This window comes from Nostoc sp. (assembly GCF_036917555.1).
In the GTDB taxonomy this organism is placed as follows: Bacteria; Cyanobacteriota; Cyanobacteriia; order Cyanobacteriales; family Nostocaceae; genus Nostoc.
In genome coordinates this window covers 131,002-154,351 of sequence record NZ_JBALDD010000037.1, presented here as the reverse complement: position 1 = coordinate 154,351, position 23,350 = coordinate 131,002, and the positions used below count along the sequence as shown (strand labels likewise).

Annotated in this window: 18 protein-coding genes and 1 pseudogene; 8 read left to right on the top strand and 11 right to left on the bottom strand. The window is 39.9% G+C overall.

Features of this window, described 5'->3' with window-relative positions; genetic code table 11:
- Positions 1-124: 124 nt before the first annotated feature.
- On the bottom strand, positions 125-1,579 hold the full coding sequence (locus V7K60_RS16030; RefSeq protein ID WP_334926841.1) for a hypothetical protein: 1,455 nt from the start codon (positions 1,577-1,579) through the stop codon (positions 125-127).
- Between the two features lie 208 nt (positions 1,580-1,787).
- Here V7K60_RS16030 and V7K60_RS16025 point away from each other — a divergent pair, with 208 nt between their 5' ends.
- On the top strand, positions 1,788-3,191 hold the full coding sequence (locus tag V7K60_RS16025) for an amidase (RefSeq protein ID WP_334926840.1): 1,404 nt from the start codon (positions 1,788-1,790) through the stop codon (positions 3,189-3,191).
- Positions 3,192-3,193: 2 nt separating this feature from the next.
- Positions 3,194-3,892 carry a Crp/Fnr family transcriptional regulator gene (locus tag V7K60_RS16020; RefSeq protein ID WP_334926839.1) on the top strand — a complete coding sequence of 233 codons (699 nt, stop codon included), beginning with the start codon at positions 3,194-3,196 and terminating at the stop codon, positions 3,890-3,892.
- A 44-nt stretch (positions 3,893-3,936) separates the two neighbouring features.
- On the opposite strand, the gene V7K60_RS16015 is transcribed toward V7K60_RS16020, so the two are convergent.
- The 5 genes and pseudogenes from V7K60_RS16015 to V7K60_RS15995 form a co-directional block, all read right to left on the bottom strand.
- On the bottom strand, positions 3,937-4,428 hold the full coding sequence (locus V7K60_RS16015; RefSeq protein ID WP_334926865.1) for a hypothetical protein: 492 nt from the start codon (positions 4,426-4,428) through the stop codon (positions 3,937-3,939).
- A 537-nt stretch (positions 4,429-4,965) separates the two neighbouring features.
- Positions 4,966-5,321 (bottom strand): annotated as a pseudogene (locus tag V7K60_RS16010) (GNAT family N-acetyltransferase).
- A gap of 466 nt (positions 5,322-5,787) precedes the next feature.
- Positions 5,788-6,654, bottom strand: coding sequence for an aldo/keto reductase (locus V7K60_RS16005; protein ID WP_334926838.1), 867 nt, complete (start codon positions 6,652-6,654; stop codon positions 5,788-5,790).
- 423 nt (positions 6,655-7,077) lie between these two features.
- Entirely contained in the window at positions 7,078-7,278 is a 201-nt protein-coding gene (locus tag V7K60_RS16000) for a heavy-metal-associated domain-containing protein (protein WP_104908368.1), read from the bottom strand.
- Between the two features lie 420 nt (positions 7,279-7,698).
- The gene (locus V7K60_RS15995; protein ID WP_334926837.1) at positions 7,699-7,917 is read right to left on the bottom strand and encodes a hypothetical protein; all 219 of its coding nucleotides are present in this window, start codon (positions 7,915-7,917) and stop codon (positions 7,699-7,701) included.
- A gap of 277 nt (positions 7,918-8,194) precedes the next feature.
- On the opposite strand from V7K60_RS15995, the gene V7K60_RS15990 reads away from it, so the two are divergent.
- A complete protein-coding gene (locus V7K60_RS15990; RefSeq protein WP_069070640.1) occupies positions 8,195-8,458 on the top strand; it encodes a DUF3146 family protein in 264 nt (87 codons plus the stop codon).
- Positions 8,459-8,517: 59 nt separating this feature from the next.
- Here V7K60_RS15990 and V7K60_RS15985 read toward each other — a convergent pair whose 3' ends face one another.
- From V7K60_RS15985 to ntcA, 3 genes are all read right to left on the bottom strand, one after another.
- A complete protein-coding gene (locus V7K60_RS15985) occupies positions 8,518-8,970 on the bottom strand; it encodes a resolvase (RefSeq protein WP_334926836.1) in 453 nt (150 codons plus the stop codon).
- Between the two features lie 130 nt (positions 8,971-9,100).
- Positions 9,101-10,591 (bottom strand): DUF3084 domain-containing protein, encoded by a 1,491-nt coding sequence (locus V7K60_RS15980; RefSeq protein ID WP_334926835.1) that lies wholly within the window; start codon positions 10,589-10,591, stop codon positions 9,101-9,103.
- Between the two features lie 168 nt (positions 10,592-10,759).
- Complete coding sequence (gene ntcA / locus V7K60_RS15975) at positions 10,760-11,431, bottom strand: global nitrogen regulator NtcA (protein ID WP_094347373.1); 672 nt, start codon at positions 11,429-11,431, stop codon at positions 10,760-10,762.
- Between the two features lie 379 nt (positions 11,432-11,810).
- Between ntcA and fabI the strand changes: the two genes are divergently transcribed.
- From fabI to V7K60_RS15950, 5 genes are all read left to right on the top strand, one after another.
- Positions 11,811-12,587, top strand: a complete 777-nt coding sequence (fabI, locus tag V7K60_RS15970; RefSeq protein ID WP_334926834.1) for an enoyl-ACP reductase FabI — start codon at positions 11,811-11,813, stop codon at positions 12,585-12,587.
- A gap of 119 nt (positions 12,588-12,706) precedes the next feature.
- A complete protein-coding gene (gene hisB, locus V7K60_RS15965) occupies positions 12,707-13,342 on the top strand; it encodes an imidazoleglycerol-phosphate dehydratase HisB (RefSeq protein ID WP_334926833.1) in 636 nt (211 codons plus the stop codon).
- Between the two features lie 208 nt (positions 13,343-13,550).
- Positions 13,551-14,534: an ABC transporter ATP-binding protein gene (locus V7K60_RS15960; RefSeq protein ID WP_334926832.1), complete on the top strand. Its 984-nt coding sequence runs from the start codon at positions 13,551-13,553 to the stop codon at positions 14,532-14,534.
- Between the two features lie 497 nt (positions 14,535-15,031).
- On the top strand, positions 15,032-16,501 hold the full coding sequence (locus V7K60_RS15955; RefSeq protein WP_334926831.1) for an SLBB domain-containing protein: 1,470 nt from the start codon (positions 15,032-15,034) through the stop codon (positions 16,499-16,501).
- 830 nt (positions 16,502-17,331) lie between these two features.
- Positions 17,332-18,714 carry a right-handed parallel beta-helix repeat-containing protein gene (locus V7K60_RS15950; RefSeq protein WP_334926830.1) on the top strand — a complete coding sequence of 461 codons (1,383 nt, stop codon included), beginning with the start codon at positions 17,332-17,334 and terminating at the stop codon, positions 18,712-18,714.
- 503 nt (positions 18,715-19,217) lie between these two features.
- Here V7K60_RS15950 and V7K60_RS15945 read toward each other — a convergent pair.
- Both V7K60_RS15945 and V7K60_RS15940 read right to left on the bottom strand, forming a co-directional pair.
- On the bottom strand, positions 19,218-21,446 hold the full coding sequence (locus V7K60_RS15945; RefSeq protein ID WP_334926829.1) for a GumC family protein: 2,229 nt from the start codon (positions 21,444-21,446) through the stop codon (positions 19,218-19,220).
- A gap of 647 nt (positions 21,447-22,093) precedes the next feature.
- The gene (locus V7K60_RS15940) at positions 22,094-23,290 is read right to left on the bottom strand and encodes a glycosyltransferase family 4 protein (protein ID WP_334926828.1); all 1,197 of its coding nucleotides are present in this window, start codon (positions 23,288-23,290) and stop codon (positions 22,094-22,096) included.
- Between the last annotated feature and the right edge of the window lie 60 nt (positions 23,291-23,350).

Sequence of the window (23,350 nt, the reverse complement as noted above, 5' to 3'; positions counted from 1 at the left end):
TTAACGTATAGGTTATACCAATTTGAAAAAAGAATGCGACAGATGGTAAATGTATGAAAGGTAGTAATTTAGGGTATGTAATGGCAGGGGCAATACCAATCCTATCTAATTTTTCACAAATGATTTAGGACTGCTGACTAGTCGCCGCATAATTAGTTTTATAAATAGAAAGCATCTCTTTAGCTTGTACAGAAACAGACGTACTTTCTGGAATAGCTTCTAATAAATTAATTGCTTGCTGCCATTTATCTTGTGCTTGCTGCCGACTTAGTTGTGAATGAGGTGAATTTTGAATAGATAAATTAGCTTCTATTGCTAGCTTTTGGGCTGATTCTAAGTTTGCTAAGGCTTTCTTTTCAATTAACACTCTTTGACTGATAGATTTATAATTAATTTGATAGTAAGCTAATTTCTTCTTTGCCCGGTAATAAACTGATGTTTTAGCAGGAATTTTATCTAACAAAATTATTGCCTGATACCATTTAGTTTCTGCTTGCTGCCAGACTTTTAGAGGATGTGGTGGCTTTTGAACCAGAGAAGCAGCCTCCATACCAAATTTTTGAACAGATTTAAAGTTGGCGATGGCACTTCCTTCTTGAGTTAAACTTAGATTTTGCTCTCTAATTTTCAAAGCACCAAAAGTTAAGATTAATAAACTTGAGGCGATAATCAAAACTGAACGTACTATTTTTGGTGTCGAAAACTTTGGTAATATTTCTACTTTCTGGCTACTAATTGCTTCTTTACTACTTTCCTCTTCAATCTTTTTCAAGGCTTGTTCTGCCTGTAGATTTAAAGCATCACCCTGAATAATTAAAGCAGCAATTTGTTCTTGGAAAAAATCACAATCATTGAGAATATCGGTCAATTCTTTAAATTTCCCTTGACTCGATATAATTAATTCGTGGTCATCATCTAACCACTCTAAAGCGAAACCAGATTTACCGTAAAAAGCTGATACACCTAATAAAATATTTAATAAACTGCGACTATTTTTAATAGTATCAAAAATATAATTTAATTTTTGTTTTAACTGTAATAATTGGTTTTGATAATCGCTAATTTTTTCAATTTGATATTGCAAAATATTAGCTTTGCCCAAGTCTAAGTCAATTTGTAAGCTCTGATTCAATAATTTAAATTTATTGGATATACTTAAATTAATAATGTCAGAATTTAGTTGATTTACTAATTTAATATCACTAAGAATATCAGTCGCTATTGCTTGTAAAAAATAACCCCATTCAATCCAAGCATCAATTTTTAATTGTAAATCAGTCAAGGAAATTTTAGTTTCTGAATTCCTAAATCTTTCTGCGATAGCTGGATCTACTAATCCCAGACTAGGTATAAATAAAGTAGCTTCTGTGATTATTCGAGGAAGTGTAGCGATCGCAGAATTTTTGACGTTCTCAAATCTCAATTGTTGAGCAATTAATTTGTTAATATTTCGTAGCTGTTCCTGAGCATTATTAATTAGGATAATTTGCTCCATGATTTTATTAGAATCGCCAATAGTCAGTTTTAAACTCTGAATCAGTGTTGGCAATTCACTAACAAGTATTTCTAGGTTAGCCATAAATACCCCTTAGAGATTTGTCGAAAGTTTATACAAAACAATTAAAATGGCTTGAGTAAGAATATAACCACGCCTATTGCATCTGAGCATCCTAAATGAGTCACAAATCCCAGAAGCTATAAAATGTATAGTTCCCGGAAATCCTGCTAAAGTAACAATTTCAGTTTCCAAATCCCAGATAAAGACAAAATTATCCATTCACTAACCTATGAATGAAGTTGATTTAGCATTTACCCCAGCACTAGAGTTGGCGCAGTTAATTCGTCGCCGGGAAATATCACCGCTAGAGTTGGTAGAAATATATTTAGAACGGATTGGGCAATTAAATCCCCAATTAGGAAGTTATTTTACGGTGACGGCAGAATTAGCGATCGCAGATGCCAAAGCCAAAACAGAATTATTGACAACTACCTCAGAACTACCGCCATTTTTTGGTGTACCGATTTCCATTAAAGACCTCAATGCTGTAGCAAGTGTTACCTGTACCTATGGAAATCCAGCATTACTGAACAGTATCCCTAACTATGATGATGGTGTTGTAACGCGGATTAAGCAAGCTGGATTTACTATTCTCGGTAAAACAGCCACTTCAGAATTAGGTTCATTACCATACAGCGAACCTGCGGGTTTTCCCCCAGCGCGAAATCCGTGGAATTTAGAATACACCCCTGGTGGTTCCAGTGGTGGCGCAGCGGCGGCAGTAGCAGCGGGATTGTGCGCGATCGCTCAAGGTTCTGATGGCGGTGGTTCAATTCGGGGGCCTGCGGCTTGTTGTGGTTTGGTAGGAATTAAGCCATCCAGAGGTAGGGTGAGTAAAGCACCCGTAGGCGAACGCCTCGCTGGAATTGCCGTCAACGGCCCGATCGCCCGGACTGTGGCTGATGCTGCTGCCCTTTTGGATACCATATCTGGCTATATGACAGGCGATCCTTACTGGTTGCCCGATCCTGAACCATCATTTCTTGCTGCAACTGGGACAAAACTTGGTGCTTTGCGAATTGCCTTTGACACTAGCATTTCTCCTTTGGGAGAAGCTGACGCGAACTGTCAGCAAGGTGTCTGGCAAACAGTCCAGTTATTAGAACAACTCGGCCATCACATTGAACAAAAATCCCCAGATTTTAGTGGTTTAGTTGAACCATTTCAAATCGTTTGGCAAGCTGGGGTAGCTGCATCAGGACTTCCTGTTGAAGCTTTACAGCCATTAAATCGCTGGCTATTTGCACGCACAGGTTCTGTTGCCCAGTACCTGCAAGCAGTTTCCCAAATGCAGGTAGTAGCACGGCAGATTGTCGCGTTTTTCGATACTGTGGATGTGCTGGTATTGCCAGTTTATCTACATTCACCTATCCGCATAGGGGAATGGGCTTCGCTGAGTCCAGAAGAGACATTCCAAAATATTATTGAGTGGGTTGCCCCTTGTCCGCCTGCAAATGCAACTGGACAACCTGCGATCGCAATTCCTGTAGGCTTTGATAGTAAGGGTTTACCCATGAGTGTGCAGCTAATTGGTAAACCTGCCGCTGAAGCCACACTCATCAGCCTAGCAGCACAATTAGAAGCGGCTAACCCTTGGATTAATCATCGTCCAGCCTTTGCAATATCGGGCTAATCATGCAGGCATCCCTGGAACAACTTTCGCAAATTATCGTGTTTGCAGGTTTAGAAACAGCAGAGAAGATCAGTTTGCAACCTTACACTCAGGTGCAAGGCTATCGGAAAGGAGAGATTATTCTCCATGAAGGCGATGTCTTACCAGCAAAACTCTACGCTGTTGTCAGTGGATTAATTCAAGTTACCAAAACAGCAAAAACGGGGAAAGAAACAATTCTCCGCGCCATAGCTGCTGGAGAAATTTTTGCGGCTCCGGCTTTGTTGGGAAATGGAATTTCTCCGGCAACTGTCACTGCTGAATCTGATTGTGAAATTCTCACTGTAGAGCGAGATGCTTTATTAAAAGCTATTGGTCAAAATCCTGAAATCGCTTTACGAATGCTGATGGTTTTTAACAGTCGGATTCAGCAATTACATGAAACAGTCCACGGATTAGTTTCTGAAAGAGCTATTGTTCGCCTTGCAAGATTAATTCAATATTTTGCTGCCGCATCAGGAACTGAATCTACTTACCAAGGTGAATGTTTAAAAGTCAAATTATCTTATTATCGGATGGCTCGAAGTAGTGGCATTACTTACGAAGAATGCGTGCGGTTAATTAAAAGTCTCAAGTCAGTAATTGCTTATCGCCGGGGTGGGACGATTATGATCCTTGATGTTGAGAAATTAGATGCGATCGCTTCTGGAGATATAGATTAGTAGTGGCGCACATCTGTGCGCCCTTACACGCGGGAGACAGCAATTCAGACTGCTACAGCGACTCTATCCTGTTCGCGTGCAGCAACAACTAAAACTAGACATAGAGCTGCGATCGCTTTTTGCCATTCCTGCCGAACTTGGACATCTTGGACACCTTCAAATATCTTTACCAAGCAGGGAATAGAAGCTTCTAAAGCCAGACGAGGTACTGGACGGTGTAACTCAACTAAATGAGTTAAACTTTCTTGATTATGGACGAAACCAATTACCCATGTTGTTGTGTGATCGGGACTATCAGGAACCCGCTTGACTCCCAACTCATTTTTTAGCCAGTTATAAAAAGGTGGTAATTCCTTAGCTAAAACTCCTCCTGCGGTGGGTAAAGTTTCCTTAAGTAAATTGGTATCTAAGCTGTTTAATTCTTGCTGTAATTCAGATGAATTGAGAACTTTAGTTAGAGGCTGTGATAGTATTTCTTCCAACTGAGTTTCAGATAAATTTAAATTTTGAGCAAAAGTTAAAAGTAGCGATCGCATTTTTTTAGACTCCATGATTAACTAATTTTTATCTGCGACTTTCTCAGATAGGGTGAGTAAAAATGTCAGGTTTTCTTCAGCTTTTAAGGCATGAGGTGCATTAGCAAATATAGAGACAAAAACACCAGGTTCAAGTGCAATATCTTCTCCAAATAAAGTGAGTAGACCTCTGCCTTTAATTACACTGAAATAATTTATCGGTGGCTATTCATCCACCAGAACGGAGATATTTTTTACCAGCTACTACTAATACTTCGTGTCCCGTAGCTGTTTGGAAATTGAGGATAGTGTTGGTCATTTGTGCGACCCTCTGAACTTGTCTTATCCTCAATTTCTCAGTAATTTACGATATTGTCTCTGAGGTAGCTCATAGAAGCAATATTAGTTCGCTTTCCACTCATGCTCAAGGATAGCGTAAAGAAAGTTGTCGTACCATCTGCCTTTGATTAACTCTTTTTCCTGCAGATGACCTTCACGACGCATACGAATTTTTTCTAATACCTTTACAGAAGCAACATTCTCTGAAACACACCAAGACTAGATACGATGCATTCCCAGTTCTTCAAAGCCAAACTTTAAAATTGCCTGTGCAGCTTCTGTTGCATAACCTTGTCCCCAATATTGAGTATTTAGTTCATAGCCGATATTTGCTTCCGCATTTCTGGGTCATTTACACGGATACCACAATTGCCAATCAGCTGATTTTCTTCTTTGAGGACAACAGCTAACTGAAACTTAGTCCGAGGTTGCTCTTTTTGCCAATCGATAAATATCTGGATAAACTCGCAAACATCGCTTTGTGTGCGTTGTGTCCAGTAGTTATAACGCAAATACAAAGAATCGGATTGATATGTCAAAACCGCCTGCCAGTCTGTCTCTACAAAATCACGCATTAGCAAACGGTGTGTTTCTAATATCATGTCTTTTTTATAGGCAAGTTCTACCACATCTACGTTAGCCAGTGGAATAATATCAAGTTCGGTTAAACACTTATAGTATCTGTAGGTTGGGTTGAGGAACGAAACCCAACGTTTGATCCTTGTTCATGTTGGGTTTCACTGCCGTTCAAACGCCACTTGCTTCTCCCTTGGCGTTAGCCTCTCCCTTTGGGAGAAGGGGAGACGCTGCGCGTAGCTTGCTTCCCCGGATGGGTATAAGCCGGGAAACCCGTCCAACGCAGTGGCTCCCCAACCTACATTGATAGATTTTATTACAAGTAATTACCCAAACTTGATATAATTGGCGTTGCTAAATTCAGATATAAAAATGATTTTGCGTGATTTCAAAATTTTTATAAAAACGTTATATTGCAACGTCTTTACACTCAGATTCATACATTGAATTAGCAATGCCGAATAATTAAGTTGCCCGATCAATTTTTTGCACTTCTTCGTCAGATAGTTTCACGTTGATACCACGTGTTGAGTCTTCAATGCTGGAAACCTTGCTAGCACCGGGAATAGGCAAAATAGCAGGCGACTTGGAACGCAACCACGCTAGAACGATATTATACACCGACACGCCTTTTTCTTTAGCTAACTTAGCGATCGCAGAAATATCCTGCAAATCCTGATGGCGACGCCTACCACCAAAGGGACTCCAAGGTAAAAAGGTCAATCCTTGCTGTTCGCAATACTTCAATACGCCGTCATTTTCTGGCTGTCGTTGCCAAGGGCTGTATTGATTCTGCACCGAGACAATATCCACCACATCCCGCGCCCGCTTAATTTGTTCAACAGAAAAGTTAGAAACTCCCACAAACCGAATCAAACCTGCCTCCACTGCTTCTTTAACTGGTGCAAGGGATTCTTCAATGGTGTACTTTGTATCGGGCGAGTGGTATTGCCAAACACCGATAGGTTTAGCACCACCCAACGCCTCAAAACTGACTCGAATTGTTTGGCGCAAATGTTCTGGGTTACCGTTGCTTGTCCAGCTGCCATTAGGACGCATCAACCCGCCCTTAGTTGCTACAATCACTTGGCTAACATCGCCTTTGTAACTACTAAGTGCCTCGTGAATTAACTGCTCATTGTGGTGCTTATCTGACTCATCTTTGCAGTAAGCATCGGCAGTGTCAATAAATGTAATACCCAGATCCAAAGCCCGATGAATAACTTGGATTGATTGCGATTCAGGAGGGCGATTAGAAATTGACATGGGCATACCACCCAAACCGATCGAACTCACAAAGATACCACTTTTTCCTAGCTGTTTGGTTTCCATGCTTCTAGCTATAGCTTTCTGCCCCAATTATCTATCAGTTAGTTATTCATCATAAATCCTCCCTAGTACTTAGAATTGAGGATAAGTGAATGTAATTCTTCTTTCTGCTAGGTATGAGAATACCACGTTATTTGACAGACAACCCTCGTTGCCTCTAACTTCTACCTAATAATGATTACTAATATGAGATTTAACATTTAATTTTTTGAAAGTCATGTTTGATTATGGTCTTGGTGAATTTAATTATTATTGATGTTTACCAATATTTATATCCGTTTGCCATGCTGCCAGAGGAGGAATAGTTGCGATTAATTAGAGTAATTTATTAACATTTACGCCCGTGAAACGGACGTAAATACCATTAAACAATTGTGCTGGCTAAATTATTTCCTCTAAATTCATTAAAAAATTTAGAGGAAATAATTAATAGCCCTCTATAGTATAACCAGCAGATTGAACCATCTGTTTAATTGACTCTTCAGAAGCTGCAGCATCTACAGTTACAGTTTTAGTATCAACGTTCACGTCTACTTTGGCATCAGATTCCATAGTCAGAATAGATTTAGTTATCTTTTTGGCGCACTCATCACCTTTAATATCCGGAACTTTCAATTTAATTGCCATTACTTACCTCGTTACGTAAACTGAAATTTACTTACATTTTATAAATATAATATCGATTTGAATAGTAAGCGCACATCTTACTTGAGTTAGGGAATTGAGCATTACACAAATAGTAATAAATAATAGTTATACCTAAATCATTATTGACAAATTATTTAGGCAGTAAAAACGAAAAAAATACCAAAATCTATAAAGTTGTTTCGGAAAATGCACTTAGTACTACTAACTTATAAAAAGCAGCTTATTTAGTTTCTTCTGAAGACTCCACTAGACATTGCCGCTGTTTTTCTAAGCGTTGCTGTTCAACATAGTTGTTCTTGCAGCACTGCCCGATCGTACAAGCGTCTATACGTAAGTCACGAAACCTTTTTATCTGTAGTTTTTAATTTATTGTATACTTCAGATACTTTTGCCCAACTTTTAGAGTACATATAGATTCAAAAAACAGCTATCTTGCGGTATAGATATACTGTGGGCTTCGCAACAAAGACCTTCAGTGACGCAATTGTGACAGGAGGGTTGGACGCTGCTAATTTGGGTATTTACCCTAGAGACTGCTTCACATTGCCAATGGGAACGATTGCTCAAATGTACCAGTAGTTGAAATGCGATCGCTAAAAGCAACGGAAAAATTAGCATTTTTCATTTGATTTATTTTCTAATCTGTACGATGAACTGTGATGCTCTAAGACTGAAGAATGCTTCTGTACAAGACGCTATGCGTAGTTTGCTTTCCCATAGGGGTAAGCTATAGGTGACGTGCAACTTCAGGATACTGAAGTCATCTTGCTTATAAACACAACTTAGTCAACTACAAAATACCCACTTTGTCAGTTTGTCTAATTAAGATATGTTTGATAAATAAAATAAGTAGCCTACATTATCGGCTGTTATTCCACACTTGACATAAAGCATTGTGAGTGCAAAACGTCTGCCAGAAACCATTGCCCATGTCAGAATTACCCGCCAATCCTGGCAACACGGCTTTCTTGAGGGTGAAGTGAGTGCGGGTGAGTTTGAGTGGCATTTCCAGTGGCATTTTCGCCGGGGAGAACTTGCCGTCAAGCCTTCCCAAGGTCGCGCCTTAATCAAAGAACCCCTCGGTCGATTCTTGGAGCAACAAGATTACCAGCTAGAGCCTGGAGGAGACTATGCTTTTACAATTCGGGCGGAACTTTAAAACTTAGGAGTTATTTAATTTTGGATTTTGGATTTTAGATTTTGGATTGAAGAAAAAATCTAAAATTGGTTGGTTGCTGATTCAGTGAGGCGACTTAGGTATCTTTCGATTAAGAGGATGGCAACAATGTCATCTATGGGTCTTGGTGGCTGTCGTAGACCCTGTGGTAATAGCTTGATTAGCCCTTTGGGCGGGAACATTTGCCAATAGCGATCGCGTGCTTCTAAGGTTGTGTAGCGTTCATCCACTAAAATAATACTCAACGGTTCTGTCAATTCTTGATATAATTTCTGTCTCCACTGTTTGGCTGTAGTTTGGTCGCCCATGACCATCAAAGAAATCGGAAACCTTTGACGCAGTGTCCCAATGGTAGCGATTGCCTCTTTTGCTAGCACGACTTGATGATAATACAGTTGCCGATCCAGTCCCATCACCGCTAAACCACACTTATCTCGACCTGGATCAAACCCCAAGATGACTGGTTGCCTTGGTGAAAATTCACGGAAATTCATAATAAATTAAAAATTAAAAATTAGAAATATTGACGTAGCATCTCGTAGAGAATAAATGTAATTACAGCAACTATTTTGACTGCTGTTCAATATGTTTAAATTTTACTAATAACAGTGTGCAAATAATTTTTTAAGTACTAAAAATAATTTTTCCGTTAACTATTGCCACTAATTTTACTCTCAATGGCCCGGCTGTATAAGTATCCTCTGCTGCGATCGCTTTGATCTCCAAGGGTTGATTATACTGTCTTAATTGGCTGACAAAGCGCAGAAAAGTCCCCTCTACTTGCACATTTTCAACAATTCCGGCATTACGAGCCCGAAATTGGGAAGCAGAAATCAATATTTCTAGCCGCTGCTGTAACTGATAAGATGTCATGGTTTTGGAATCAGCAGTGGTCGTGGCTAGCACCGCGCCTCCCGAAAAAACCAGTTGATTCTGGGCTGTATCCGCGAAAAATTCTATTTGCTTTTCTCCCCTGACGTAATTACCAGCAGAGAAGATTCGCATGACGTATTCTTTACCATCCTCAATCTGCTTGCTTAATTGATCGACCCTATCCTGGGTCACGCGCAGCAGTTCTACATTTGCCGGATTTGCACCAGGCTCGCTTAATTCAAGGTTGGCGTTGCGATTGGCTTCTTGTAAAAGTTGTACCACTGCCTGACGAGCAGCAGCAGGTTGAGTAACACGAACTACAGCAGCAGACAGAACTTGACCACGAACTAAGGCCAGCTTACCCAAACGCAAGTCCCGGTAGGACTGATAATATTTTTCTAGCCTAGCAACTTCCTGTTCTAGTTCCTCCTGTTGTGCTTCCAATTCCTTGAGGCGCGATTCCCGTTTGGCAATCACTTGCTCTCGCGCTGTAATTTCTAGATTACGCTTTTGAATTAGTTGATCCAGTTGGGAAATTTTTTGATCGCGTTGTTCTATAGCTTCTTGACGGTTAGCAAGTTCGCGATCGCGTTTTTCAATTGCTGTTTTGGCTTCATCAATGGCTTTTTTCGCTTCCGCATAAAGCCGTTGACGTTCTGTCTTCAGTAGTTCAACTGCCGCCTGGAGTTCCTTTCTCTGGTTGTAAACACTTTGCAATTCAGCTATGGCTTTTTGATATTGAGTTACAACCCGATCTAGCTGACCTTGAGTGCGTTGGAGTTGAGTTTGGGTTTGGGCTTGTTGACTAATGGTGCGGTTTAACTGGGCTTGCGTTTGCCTCTGTTTGGCATTTGCCGCCTGCAAGGATTGATTAATTGCCTGCAAGTCTTGTTGTGCCTTTGCTTGGGCAATTCTTGCTTGGTTTAGCTCACCCTCTACCTGACTTTTCTGAGTTTCTGCGGTTTTTAGCTGTTCCCGCTTCTGTCTGAGGTCTGTTTGAATATCTTCTAACTCAAAGACTCCTTTTCGCAAGCCTTCGTCAGCAGCGAATAAAATCCCTAATGTTGATGCTGAAATTAAACCACCAGTAAAAATTGTTACTAGTACGGCGGTGTTTTTCGGACGAAGGTTAAAAAGTGAGAGGCGGGCTTTGCCAACTCGTGTGCCGATGCGATCGCCCACGGTTGCAATTACGCCTCCCAGAATTAAAATTGCTGCGATGAGGATGTATCCGGTGGTCATCTTTAGCTACCGAAATCCTTCCAGATACAGCCTACTACTTTTAACCATTGTCTGTGGATAAGTGGAGATTGGCAATAGCTGAAATTGCTCAATTTTAGATTTCCCTCTAGCCATTAGTGTCATTTTTCAAAACACAACACGTGCCAACTCCCCTTTCTCCAATTGCTTTTATGTGAACTGCCTACTTAAGGTAACAGGTTTATGCACAGTAATCTTTTTTTTGTGGATAGAAATCATCTTTTTTTCACGCAAATCCCCCAGTAGCCTAGTAACGGTAACACGAGTTGAACCAATTGCCTCTGCGATCGCTTGATGAGATAACTTCAGATCAATAGTGATCCCATCCGCACAAGGAACGCCAAAATCTCGACAAAGAATTAACAAAAAACTCACTAACCTAGAACCCATATCTCGGTGAGCAAGAGTTTCAATCATCATCTCTGTTTGTAAAATTCGCGAAGACAGACCTCGCAGCATTAACATTGATAATTCTGGATTTTCCTTGAGTGCTAGCTCCACCTGTTCAATTGGTGCTGACAGTAATTCCACAGGAGTAAATGCAACCGCATGGTAAAACCGATCTGACTTATTTCCTGTCAGCAATGACAATACACCAAAAACACTATTTTCCCGCAGTAACGCTACCGTTATTTCCTCTCCTGCCTCGTACACCCTGGAAAGTTTAACAGCACCTTTCAAAAGAAAATAAACTCGTTCGGCAGGATCGCCAGGAAAAAAGATCGTTTTATTGCGTTCAAACGTTTCCACAACTGGCGGAAACGCCCCGGTCGCCATCTGACGAAAAACATTTGCTAGGGCTTTATCTTGTGTCACAATCATCTCCCTTCCCCTACCCAATGCCGGAAAAACAAAAACTGATTACCTAAGAATACACCTGAAAAATGAATAAAGCACCGTCAACCTTTCTGTACTTTCCTATACTCAAACTAATCTCTTCATAACTCTTTGTTTATAATGATACATAATTGTTGATCCTTTCAGCTACTAATTGTTGATAAGTAGTTCCAATAGCTGTATTCAAAAGGTTTTTTGAAGAACAAATAAAGATATCTTGAGAATATCTTTATAAAAAATCAAGATTTTTCTCACAGCAAACACCCTTAGCAATATTCATTTTTGTCAATCCTGTATAAAACAAAGACTAAACGTGCCTTAGATTCTAGTATGCTCCTAATGATCGATCGCATTAACAATTTCTATGCTAAATCTGACTGGAAAAAATGCCCTTGTTACAGGTATTGCAAATAACCGCTCGATCGCCTGGGGCATTGCCCAACAGTTGCACAAAGCCGGAGCAAACCTGGGTATAACCTACCTGCCGGATGAACGCGGCAAGATGGAGAAAAAAGTCGCGGAATTGGTAGAACCTCTTAACCCCAGCTTATTTCTTCCCTGTAATGTCCAAGATGACGAACAAATTAAATCTACCTTTGAGACAATCCGCGAACAGTGGGGAAAGCTAGATATTCTGATCCATTGTCTGGCCTTTGCTAGCAAAGACGATTTGAGTGGAGATTTTAGCCAAACCTCTCGTTCTGGCTTCAACACCGCCTTAGAAATCAGCACCTACTCACTAGTGCAGTTAAGTGGTGCAGCTAAATCTTTGATGACAGAGGGAGGTAGCATCGTCACCCTGACATATTTAGGTGGTGTTAGGGCAATCCCCAACTACAACGTTATGGGAATTGCCAAGGCGGGGTTAGAAATGAGTGTGCGTTACCTGGCTGCTGAACTAGGACCACAAAATATCCGCGTGAATGCCATCTCCGCAGGCCCCATCCGTACTTTGGCATCTTCAGCGGTGGGTGGGATTTTGGATATGATTCATCATGTAGAAAAAGTAGCTCCTCTACGACGCACCGTCACTCAGATAGAAGTGGGCAACGCTGCGACTTTCTTGTCTAGTGATTTGTCCAGTGGGATTACCGGACAAATTCTATATGTAGATGCAGGATATGAAATTATGGGAATGTAAGATAATTTGGGCATGGGGCATTGGGGATTGGGCATTGGGAATTAAGTATTAGTAAATAAAATTCTTGTCCATTTTTCATTCCCCATGCCCCATGCCCTATTCCCCATACCCAATTTCCTATGCAAATCAGCAAAATTAATTCAAACTACGATCGCTTAACTCAAACCCCTCGGATTGCCACTGTTCACCGCACCACTGGCGAAACTAATGTGCAAGTTACCATCAACCTGGATGGTAGAGGAACTTGCACCGCAGCAACAGGTATTCCGTTTTTGGATCACATGTTGCATCAAATTGCCTCTCACGGTCTGATTGATATCAATGTCCAAGCCAAGGGAGACTGGGAAATTGATGACCATCACACCAACGAAGATGTAGGCATTACTTTAGGGCAAGCTTTTAACCAAGCACTAGGCGACAGAAAAGGCATTGTCCGCTTTGGTAATTTTCTTGCACCACTGGATGAAGCCTTAGTTCAGGTAGCGCTAGACTTTTCTGGACGGCCTCACCTCAGCTATGGCTTGCAAATTCCTACTCAGCGGGTAGGAACCTATGACACCCAACTGGTGCGAGAGTTTTTTGTGGCTTTGGTAAACCATAGCCAGATGACACTGCATATTCGGCAACTGGATGGCATTAATTCCCATCACATCATTGAAGCGACATTTAAAGCTTTTGCAAGAGCAACACGGCTGGCAGTGGAAACTGATCCCCGACGTGCTGGCTTAATTCCCAGTTCTAAGGGAGTTCTATGAAAGGAGTCAAATTGGATATTGGGCATTGGGCATCGGGAAAACTCTACCCTTGTCTTCCTAGTCCCCATTACCCCTTATCCCCAGAGGGGGCCCCATCTTCCCCAGTCCTCAGTTGACGATAATTGACACACAGCTTGGTGATGGTTATTATCAGCCTACCGGGTAATTTTTAATTAATACCAAGCTGATAAATAGTAATTTAACCGAGATGAAGTCTGTTGCAGATGACCCTAATTCTCAACTTAATACGACAGACACTCCGCCAGTAGTCCTAACTTCTGAGTTGCGAAAAGTCTATCGCACTGGTTTTTGGCTAAATCAAAAAGTCGTATCTCTCAAAAACTGTTCTTTAACGGTTTACAAAGGCGAAACCTTTGGGTTGCTGGGGCCTAACGGTGCTGGTAAAACTACCCTTTTAAAATTGTTGCTGGGAATTATTCATCCCACCTCTGGACGAGGATTATTGTTGGGTAAACCCATAGGCGATCGCAATGTTAAGCAACATATCGGCTATCTACCAGAAAATCCCTATTTGTATGACTATCTTACTGGCTGGGAATTTTTGCAGCTAGCTGCTGGGCTATTCCAAATTCCCCAAAGCGTCCAACGCCAACGTATTCCCCAACTGCTGGAATTAGTGGGTTTATCGCAAGCCGATGCTCGTAAAAAGCAGCTGCGTCGCTATTCCAAAGGAATGCTACAGCGTGTTGGTATGGCACAGGCACTAATTAACGAGCCAGATTTAGTTTTTCTGGATGAACCGATGTCTGGTCTTGATCCGGTGGGGCGTTACCAAATGCGGGAAATTATCTTGGCATTAAAAGCAGCTGGTAAGACGATTTTTTTCAATAGCCACGTTCTTAGTGAAGTAGAACAGATTTGCGATCGCATTGCCATCCTCGCTCAAGGTAAACTAATTTGCTCTGGTTCCCTCAATGAACTCTTAGGTGGAAATAACACATATCACATCAAAGGTCAAGGTGGTGACTGGGAAATTCTCAAAAAATGGATACCCACTCTCATATTTGAGACTGATGGTTCCTGGCACGGTACACTACAAGATGATTACTATGATTTTCTTGCCAGTCTTCGTCTCATGGAAGGTAAAATTATCGCCATGAACTTGTCACGTCACTCCTTAGAAGAATTTTTTATTCAACAGATCCAAAGAAAAAGCAACTCATTGAATTAATCTTGTTGCCAAATAGTAAATTTTTGACTGGCTTAAAGAACAAAACCCAAAATTCTATCTTTTTGACTTTTCTTTGCCCAACACAATCACAAAAAATAAAATTCTGACATTTTTTGAGGTTATTTGTATTTATTTAAAGAACTTGTTCCTAACTTTAGTAATCCCTTACTACTCATCGAAGATTTTAAATGTCATCAAATTAACTTTGACAAGAAAACTTTATTCGTAACTACTTGATTGTTGGCTAACAGACAATTTCTTGTAGAAACTGGGTTTAGTTGCGTAAATCCTATATTTTTTGATATTGCTCTATTCAAGCAACATTAACTTTAAGCTAACTTCACTAAAAATTTAAGTTCTATAAACAAATTTCCTCCGGAAAATCACACTTTTCTAGGAAAATAAGAGTGTCGGGGAACTTGAATATTTAGGTATAGTCAAAATAAAAATGTTTAGACAGTACTTTATTGATTGTAGTTTCAGAGTCTCAGGTAAATATGCTTAACAAAAGTTTGTCTAAATTCCTAATTCAGCCAGCTGTAGGTATGGCTTTGTTAACTGCTGTCAATGCTGCTGTGTCATCTGCCAGTCTAGCTCAGGGACAACCATTACCACCAACTACACAACCACCAATCATACAAACACAATTAGATACTAATTATTCATTAGGAGGCGGCGATCTCATCCGTGTAAATGTATTTGAAGTACCTGAATATACAGGTGAATACCAAATTCCTCCAGGTGGAGCAATCAACCTACCTTTAATTGGCAGTGTGTCAGTACTAGGGCTAACAACTGAACAAGCTTCTGACGAAATAGCTAGAAGATATGCTCGCTTCCTCAAACGTCCCTTGATCTCAGTTAATCTGTTATCGCCTCGTCCCATCAATATTTTTGTTGCTGGAGAGGTGACACGTCCTGGAGCTTACACTCTAAGCTTGAGCGGTGGCGCCGGGAACAATCCAGGCGTACAATACCCCACTGTATTAGCCGCATTAACAACAGCGCAGGGGGTGACTTTAGCTGCGGATGTAACTCAAGTTCAATTACGGCGTAAGATAGGACGTTCTTCAGAGCAAGCTGTCACTCTCAATTTGAAGGAACTCATTCAAACAGGCAACTTATCGCAGGATATTACCTTGCGGGATGGAGACACTATAGTTGTGCCAACAGCAACCAACTTTAACGTAGCAGAATCCCGCAATATATTTGCAGCTAACTTTGCCGCCAGTCAAACCACACCCCGCACAGTAACAATTATTGGTGAAGTAAACCGTCCTGGTTCGTATCTTGTCACCCCAGGTAATACAGATAGCCAAGTGGGCGTAACCCCTAACAGTGGCACTGCCAGCCCCACTGGTTTACCAAATGTGACACGGGTAATTCAATTAGCTGGCGGAATTACAGCACAAGCTGATGTTCGTAATCTCAAGCTACGCCGACCTACAAGAACTGGCTCAGAACAATCTATAGATATTAATCTTTGGCAACTGTTACAGAGTGGTGATGCCAATCAAGACATCATTGTGCAAGACGGAGATACGATTGTTATTCCGACGGCAACTGAAATTAACCCCGCAGAAGCTACTCAATTAGCTACCACTACTTTGTCTCCTACACGGATTCAGGTTGGTGTGGTCGGCGAAGTTAAAAGACCAGGGTTAACAGACGTTCAGCCGAATAGCTCTTTAAATCAAGCTATACTGGCTGCTGGCGGATTTAATGATGCCAGAGCTAGTAGTAAGGCTGTTGATTTAATTCGCCTCAACCCTAATGGTTCTGTCACTAAGCGGATAGTAAAAGTGGATTTCTCCGCTGGGATTAATGAGCAAACTAATCCTATACTCCGTAATAATGATGTTGTGCTAGTCAACCGATCTGGTTCAGCTAAGACTGGCGATACCATAAACACTATAACTGGACCTCTAGGTATTATCCTTAATCTTCTGAACATTTTCGGACTCTAGTTTAAGAGATAGATGCAAATTGGGGGCGTTGGCCAACCCTCTTCGTCCCTAAAATTGCACTATCCTTTAATCAAAAGCAAGTTATACATAACAAACCCTCCACAAGGCATTGCTTCTTCCAAATTGCGTTTTATAGGGGCTGTCATACTGGTTAGGACAAGTCTGCTATAAATACTCCGACAGCTGCTCTCTTTTGATTTGCCAATGTTCTAAGCTATCTGACCACTTCTATATATCTGTCATTATAATAATTTTAAGTAATATTACCCATACAGAAATACTGTAAACTTTATAACTCTCACTGTAAATTCTTAATGTGCATTGATCGGCTTTTGCAATCTTTATTGTAGGTACTCGAATTTCTTATGATAATGAGAATATTTTAGAAAGCAGATTCCGTAAGTACTAGTCTATAACTTATTTTTAGTCATTTAGTGATTCTTATTATCATAAGAATTATTTAAGTAAATTAACTAATTGATGACAGATATACTATTTTAACCACAGATACCGCGTATACACAGTAGAATGATGTCGAATTGGAAATGACGCCATTTGTACGGTTGCTTGGTGTTCATGAATAGGGTAACTCTGGATACTGATATTTTTTATTCAGTGATTTTATCAGATGTTTGCAATTTTTTGGAACACAAGCTCAAAAGGTGGTTCAGCCATATTTACGCGAAAATGCGCAGGTTTAAACCTATAAAACCGTGTATAAACTTACAAGTGGCAGTGATACGACCGTGTCCAATTTTGGGTTATTAACTAAGGCTAGAGTTACTGACCGTTAACGATTGAGTTTTTGCAACATACCCTATTTTTTCCCTATGATGATTCATGGTTTCGGTTTTCTCAGTTTGAGCGCATCTTTTGTACTTCCCTGGGCATTAACAGGTCTGGTTCAAGGACAGAGAATAACAGAGTCTTTATTTAAAGATGTTCCGCAGTCATCCACTGTTCAAAAAATACCACTACCTAACCGCAAGCTGATCAGTCGTATTTCAACTGCGACAACATACTATGTTAGTAGTAACGGAAACGACAGAAATAGCGGGCTTTCTACCTCATCTGCTTTTAGGACACTTCAAAGGGCAGCAAACCTTACCAATCCTGGCGACACGGTACTTATTATGAACGGGGAATACAAGAATAGACCCAAAGATGGGGCTGTACTAAATATTAAACGTTCTGGAACTGCAAATGCATGGATTAAATATAAAGCATATCCTGGGCATTTTCCAAAAATTAAGCACAATACATGGAATGGTATTTCGATTTCAAATAGAGCTTCATATATCGAGATTAACGGGCTGGAGGTCATAGGGAACAATGCTAATATCACCCTTGATTATGCGTCAAGTCAGAAGAAGAAAAAATCAAATCCGCTTACTAACGGAAATTGCATAAGCATAGGAGAAGACAAAAGTCATCCTCATCACATAAATATTCTGAACAACAAAGTGCATGATTGTGGAGGAGCAGGTATCTCAGCAATCCAAACTGATTATGTGAAAGTGGATAATAACACTGTTTTCAATAACGCTTGGTACACAGTTAATGGTTCCAGTGGCATTTCCATGCTTGATAATTGGAGTTCTGACAACAACCAGGGATACAAGATATTTGTGACTAATAACAAGAGCTATAACAATCGAATGTACATTCCTTGGATTGTAGTCGGAAAGATATCAGACGGTAATGGTATTATTGTTGATGTTTCAAAAGGATATAGAGGACGGATTTTAATTGCCAACAATATTACCTACAAGAATGGCGGTTCAGGTATTCATGCCCATGATAGTCAGCATATCGATATTATCAACAACACGGCATATTTGAATCAGCAAAGTCCAGAAGTTAAAAAAAAGGCAAAGGGCGAAATTTATGCGGGTTATTCCTCTGATGTCAAAATTTTCAATAACATTATGTATGCTTCTCCAGGTAACGCTGTGAATAGCAATATGAAAAATGTCAACGTCATTTATAACTACAATGTTTATTCCAATAATTCGACGATCAAAATTACAGGATCTCACGATATGATTGCAGATCCCAAGTTTGTAAATGCCTCGGCTCGTGACTTTAGATTGAAATCAACAAGTCCGGCAATTAATAGTGGTTTAAAGTGGAGTAGTTTGAAAACTGATTTTCTAGGCAATCCTCGTGTGTCCGGTTATGCAACTGATAGAGGAGCAATTGAAAATAGGTAGTAGTTAAAAGGATAGCATTGGGTTGTATGATAAAGTTCTTATTTATACAGAGCTTTCGTCTACAACCCAATTGGAGAAGGATCAGGAAGAGCCACAAGGCAAAACAAAACCCAATAGCATCACCGCACAAACAAGAAGAATAGAGATGCTGAAATCATGTACGGCTACCAGAGATATTTAGATGAAAAAGGTTTTGTGCATGGAGCGAATTGAGTTACACATATTACTTCCAAGGCTAGCGCAAACCCTAATGAACCCAATTAAACTGGAGTGGCAACACCTAAACAAATCAGACTACCATCCTAAAAATTATCTATAGCTCTTAATATAGCGTTTCCTATACTGATGAAGATATAACTTATCAGATATAGGAGCGCTATATAATTCTAAGTACGGTTAATTACTTATTATTTAAAACTTTTTGCGTCTTTGCGTCAGTATTTATTAATAAATATTTATCCGAACTTGATCTAGCTCCTAAAATAATTAATTTTTTTGAAGCTTTATTTCTTCGCCAGTCCCTTAAACTCTTTTGTCAACTCTCTTGGTTTAAAATATTCGTGAGAATGATATCGATAACTACTAGATTCATTTTTATCAATGACTCCATTGACTACTAAACCTAGAACGTTGTAATTGGATCTCTCTAATATCTCTTGAGCAGCATTAGCACTGTTGGAATCAATTACTCCAGGTCGTGCTACTAACAAAATACCATCAGTCATTTGGCTTAAAGTCAAAGCATCGGCTGCCAAAAGTAGTGGAGGGGCATCAATAATTACAAAGTCATATTTATACTGAGATGAGAAATTCTCAATGAGTGATGCCATCCGTTTTGAGTCAAGCAAAGCAAGTGGGTTGGGAGGTCTAACTCCAGCAGTTAAAACATCAAGGTTGTCCATTACCCTAGATACGACAATGTCAAATTCAGCTTGACCTACAAGAACCTCACTCAAACCAACTTCATTGGTTAGTTGCCAGAGATGATGCTGAGAAGGAACTCGCATATCTGCATCGATTAGTAAAACTTGACGTCCTAGTTGAGCGATCGCTGCTGCCAAATTAGCTGAAACTGTAGACTTACCTTCTTTAGGAACTGCGCTAGTAATCACAATGGTTTTGAGCAAATTATCTGAACTTAAGAATTTCAGATTTGCTTGAATCATCCGGTATATTTCGCTCGTTAAAGAGTGGGGAGTATCCCTGACAGCAATTGTTTGAGATATTGATTCTGCATTTGAATAACGGGAACGAAGCTTTTTAACAGACAAAGGAACAATTCCTAGCAAAGTATATCTAAATACATCTCTAATTTCTTTAAGTGTTTTTAGAGATCTATCTCTCATCGCCAGAAAAAGTACAGTTGTGGTAGCAAAAAACAAACCGAACATGACTCCTAAGACCAAAACAATTATTGTTTTGGTTAATGTAGGATCTTCGGGCACTAAAGCCTGAGCAATAATCCGGGAACTAGGTGTATTTGTATTTTCAACTAACTGTAGCTCTTGAACCTTTTTCAATAGAGTTTGATAGGTTGATTCTGCAACTTCAACTTTCCGTTCCAACTCTCGTTGGTTTTGTGCCAGCTGGGGTATGAGTTTCACCCGCTGTTCGTACTTGACACGAGAATTATATAGAGAGGAGAGTCTTTGAGTTAAACCAAAACGTTGTATTTCTGATTGCAAAAAGTTTTGTATCAGGCTTTGTCTGAGTTCTCCAATCTGCAATAGGCTCTGAGGAACTTGTGTTTGATTGCCAATAGTCTGCCCAACTTGCTGTTGCAGGAGAGATTTTAAATTAGCTTTTTTTGCTTCTAGGTTAATAATTATTGGATTGTCATCTAGAAAACGGCTGCGTTCAACCGCTAACTGCCGATCAGTCTCTTGGAGTTGTGTAAGAATTCCCTGTACTGCTGGTGACTGACTAAGGGCACTCACAGCGATCGCTTCCTGAGAATTTAGCTCTACTTTCTGCCGCAGTTCTTTGGTTTGGGCATTTACCTCATCCAGTTGAGCTTTGACAGTATTCATCTCATTGTCTAGATTTCCAATAGTCGCAACAGCTGACTTTGTCTCCTCTGATAAATCTGCAATCTGATGCTTTTGTTTAAATATACGTAGCGCTACTTCTGCATTGTCAACAGCAGCTTGAGTTGTAGGAAGTTGCTTGGCCATAAACTGACGAGTTGCTCCTGCTTCAGAGCGATTTGTCAGAATATCATTTTCTAAATAAAACCTCATAATTGTGTTGACTACTGCCGCTGCTTCTTCAGGATTGTGACTTCTATAAGCAATACGTAATACATCTGTCCCACCAACAATTTTTAGGTTCAGGACTTTTAGTAGTTCTTTCACCTCCAGAGGTTCACCATCGTTGTCTTTAAGTTGTAACTTGTCTATTGTCCGTTGCAATAAAGCTGGGGAAGAAATAACTTCTATCTGACTGCTTATGGGATTTTGAGTTGCTACCAATGGTTTCAAATCTCCTGAGTCTCCTCCTTCAGAGGTACCAGGGGAAAGATTATTGCCTGCTACTTTAAAACTGGGAACTCTGAATAACAGTTTTCCTTCTGCTTCATAGTCTGGCTTCAGAAATTTTGTAGATATGGCACTTAGAATAACTGTCGCCACAAATATACTGATAGCCGGTAGCCACCACCGTTTCAATATCAATAAGTAACGATTAAGGTCTAAATCAATAGATTCTCTAGATTCCATAGATTTTTCTGACATAAATCTTCCAAAGTACAGGTCTTAAGCAAGAAACTAAAAATTGACTTAGAACAGCCATAAACCAGTGCAATTGACAATACTGATTATGTATAATTTTACAATATAAAATATAGTATAGACCAATACGGTTCAGTTAAGGCTTAACTCTTTATCAAAATCATTTTTTTAACGAACTGCCAAAGACGCAAAGACAAATGAGCAAGAAATACTTAACTGAACTGTCTTGTCGTATCGAGTATTTAAGTTAAAAATTTAGTCCCCATTTTGTGCAAATGTGTAACAGTGGTCTGTGTACTTTTATTGAGCAAAAAATTTGTTAATTTTGGGATTTGAGATGAGTTAACTACGTCCTAACTATAACTGCTGTCCCATAAATCAACCCTTTAGTAACAGGACGTTCAATTAAAATTTTTTGCATTAGCTATCAACCATTATTCAAATTTATCTCTGGATTATCAAAGGCTTGATTTTTTACTTCGATATTATACGGCTATATTCCTTGTCAGATCAATTATCTTAGCCAAGGCCAAAATTTCAAAATCAAGTAAAAAACTCGACCTTTAGTTCAATTTATAATTTTTGACTATAAGCATCTACTCATTACTCAATCCAGTTAGTTAGTATAGTAATTCTGAAAGTTAAAGTAGCTACCTACTTTGCCAAACTTTATCGTAAGCATCTAACAGTTTTGGAGCTTGATATTGCCATTCAAGAATTTCCTCCATTCTGCGTCGCCCCTCAGATCCAAGCTTTTCTCTACGTTCAGGAAAATCTAGAAGTTCCAGAATTTTCTCGGCAAATTCCACCTCATCGTTAGGCTTGGCATAAAGAGACGCTTCTTGTGCAGAACGTCTTCCCTCTCGCAAATCAAACTGGACAATTGCTTTTCCCATTGCCATATATTCAAGGATTTTATTCATGGTGCAGTTTTCGTTATAAGCAGATGTTGGAGAAGGCTCTACACACACGTCGCAGCTGGAAAGCCGCTCTAAGAGTTCTTCACCTTGCTTAAACCCTGTAAATTCTACAAACTCATTCACTTCTAACTCTTTAGATAAGTCCTTGAGCTTTTCTGCCATAGGTCCACTGCCAATTAGCATAAAGTGAATATCAGAGCGATTTTTTTTGTGGACAATGTAATATACCATTCTTAGAAGATAATCAATACCCTCTGGTTCTCCCATGACACCCATGTAACCTATCAAGTGGTTTCTACCTCTACGGTAATTGGGGTTTGGAGGCATTCGGCGAAAGCGCGAAAGATCCGGCGCACTACGAACTACAAATACTTTCTCTGGTTTCTTGTGCCCACGGTTAAGAGCTACCTCTCGGTGTGACTCGTTCGTTGAAATTACCATGTCTGCTGTGGCATAGGTCAAGCGTTCAGCCCAGCGTAATCCATGATAAAAAATATCGCGCCGCCGATACTTAGCTTCATACATTTCCGGACTGAGGTCATGATGATCGAAGATAATAGATATACCATGAAATAATTTAAACCATGCTGCTACCAAGAAAAGTAAATCGGGCGGATTACAAATATGTACGACATCAAAACCACGTTCTCGCCATACCCTTTGAGCTAGACGGAATTGCCAGTTAATCGCCCAACTGTACTCTCGGAGATAGCCAATGACAGAACTTTCTTCCGGTGGTAGAGGATGGCGGTAAATGTGAATCTGCTCAATAATTTCGTAATCTTTTTCAAAGCCATTACCTGTAGGTGAAATTACACTAACTTCATACCCAGCTTTTTGCAAAGTAGTTGCTTCCATCCATACCCGTCTATCAAAGGGAACTGGGAGATTTTCAACGATAATTAGTACTTTTTTCGGTGATACCATAATAATTTCAATTTTTAATTAGTTTAGTAAGTAATTATTCACTCACTCAGAACAATGGTC

Bases quoted from the DNA above. Each gene is read 5' to 3' on its own strand.
- V7K60_RS16005 (WP_334926838.1), bottom strand. From the start codon at position 6,654: ATGGAAACCAAACAGCTAGGAAAAAGTGGTATCTTTGTGAGTTCGATC.
- V7K60_RS16015 (WP_334926865.1), bottom strand. From the start codon at position 4,428: ATGCGATCGCTACTTTTAACTTTTGCTCAAAATTTAAATTTATCTGAA.
- hisB (WP_334926833.1), top strand. From the start codon at position 12,707: ATGCAAATCAGCAAAATTAATTCAAACTACGATCGCTTAACTCAAACC.
- V7K60_RS16025 (WP_334926840.1), top strand. From the start codon at position 1,788: ATGAATGAAGTTGATTTAGCATTTACCCCAGCACTAGAGTTGGCGCAG.
- V7K60_RS15955 (WP_334926831.1), top strand. From the start codon at position 15,032: ATGCTTAACAAAAGTTTGTCTAAATTCCTAATTCAGCCAGCTGTAGGT.
- V7K60_RS15960 (WP_334926832.1), top strand. From the start codon at position 13,551: ATGAAGTCTGTTGCAGATGACCCTAATTCTCAACTTAATACGACAGAC.
- V7K60_RS15980 (WP_334926835.1), bottom strand. From the start codon at position 10,591: ATGACCACCGGATACATCCTCATCGCAGCAATTTTAATTCTGGGAGGC.
- V7K60_RS15940 (WP_334926828.1), bottom strand. From the start codon at position 23,290: ATGGTATCACCGAAAAAAGTACTAATTATCGTTGAAAATCTCCCAGTT.
- V7K60_RS15945 (WP_334926829.1), bottom strand. From the start codon at position 21,446: ATGTCAGAAAAATCTATGGAATCTAGAGAATCTATTGATTTAGACCTT.
- V7K60_RS15985 (WP_334926836.1), bottom strand. From the start codon at position 8,970: ATGAATTTCCGTGAATTTTCACCAAGGCAACCAGTCATCTTGGGGTTT.
- V7K60_RS16020 (WP_334926839.1), top strand. From the start codon at position 3,194: ATGCAGGCATCCCTGGAACAACTTTCGCAAATTATCGTGTTTGCAGGT.
- V7K60_RS16030 (WP_334926841.1), bottom strand. From the start codon at position 1,579: ATGGCTAACCTAGAAATACTTGTTAGTGAATTGCCAACACTGATTCAG.
- V7K60_RS15995 (WP_334926837.1), bottom strand. From the start codon at position 7,917: ATGCTAATTTTTCCGTTGCTTTTAGCGATCGCATTTCAACTACTGGTA.
- V7K60_RS16000 (WP_104908368.1), bottom strand. From the start codon at position 7,278: ATGGCAATTAAATTGAAAGTTCCGGATATTAAAGGTGATGAGTGCGCC.
- ntcA (WP_094347373.1), bottom strand. From the start codon at position 11,431: ATGATTGTGACACAAGATAAAGCCCTAGCAAATGTTTTTCGTCAGATG.
- V7K60_RS15950 (WP_334926830.1), top strand. From the start codon at position 17,332: ATGATGATTCATGGTTTCGGTTTTCTCAGTTTGAGCGCATCTTTTGTA.
- fabI (WP_334926834.1), top strand. From the start codon at position 11,811: ATGCTAAATCTGACTGGAAAAAATGCCCTTGTTACAGGTATTGCAAAT.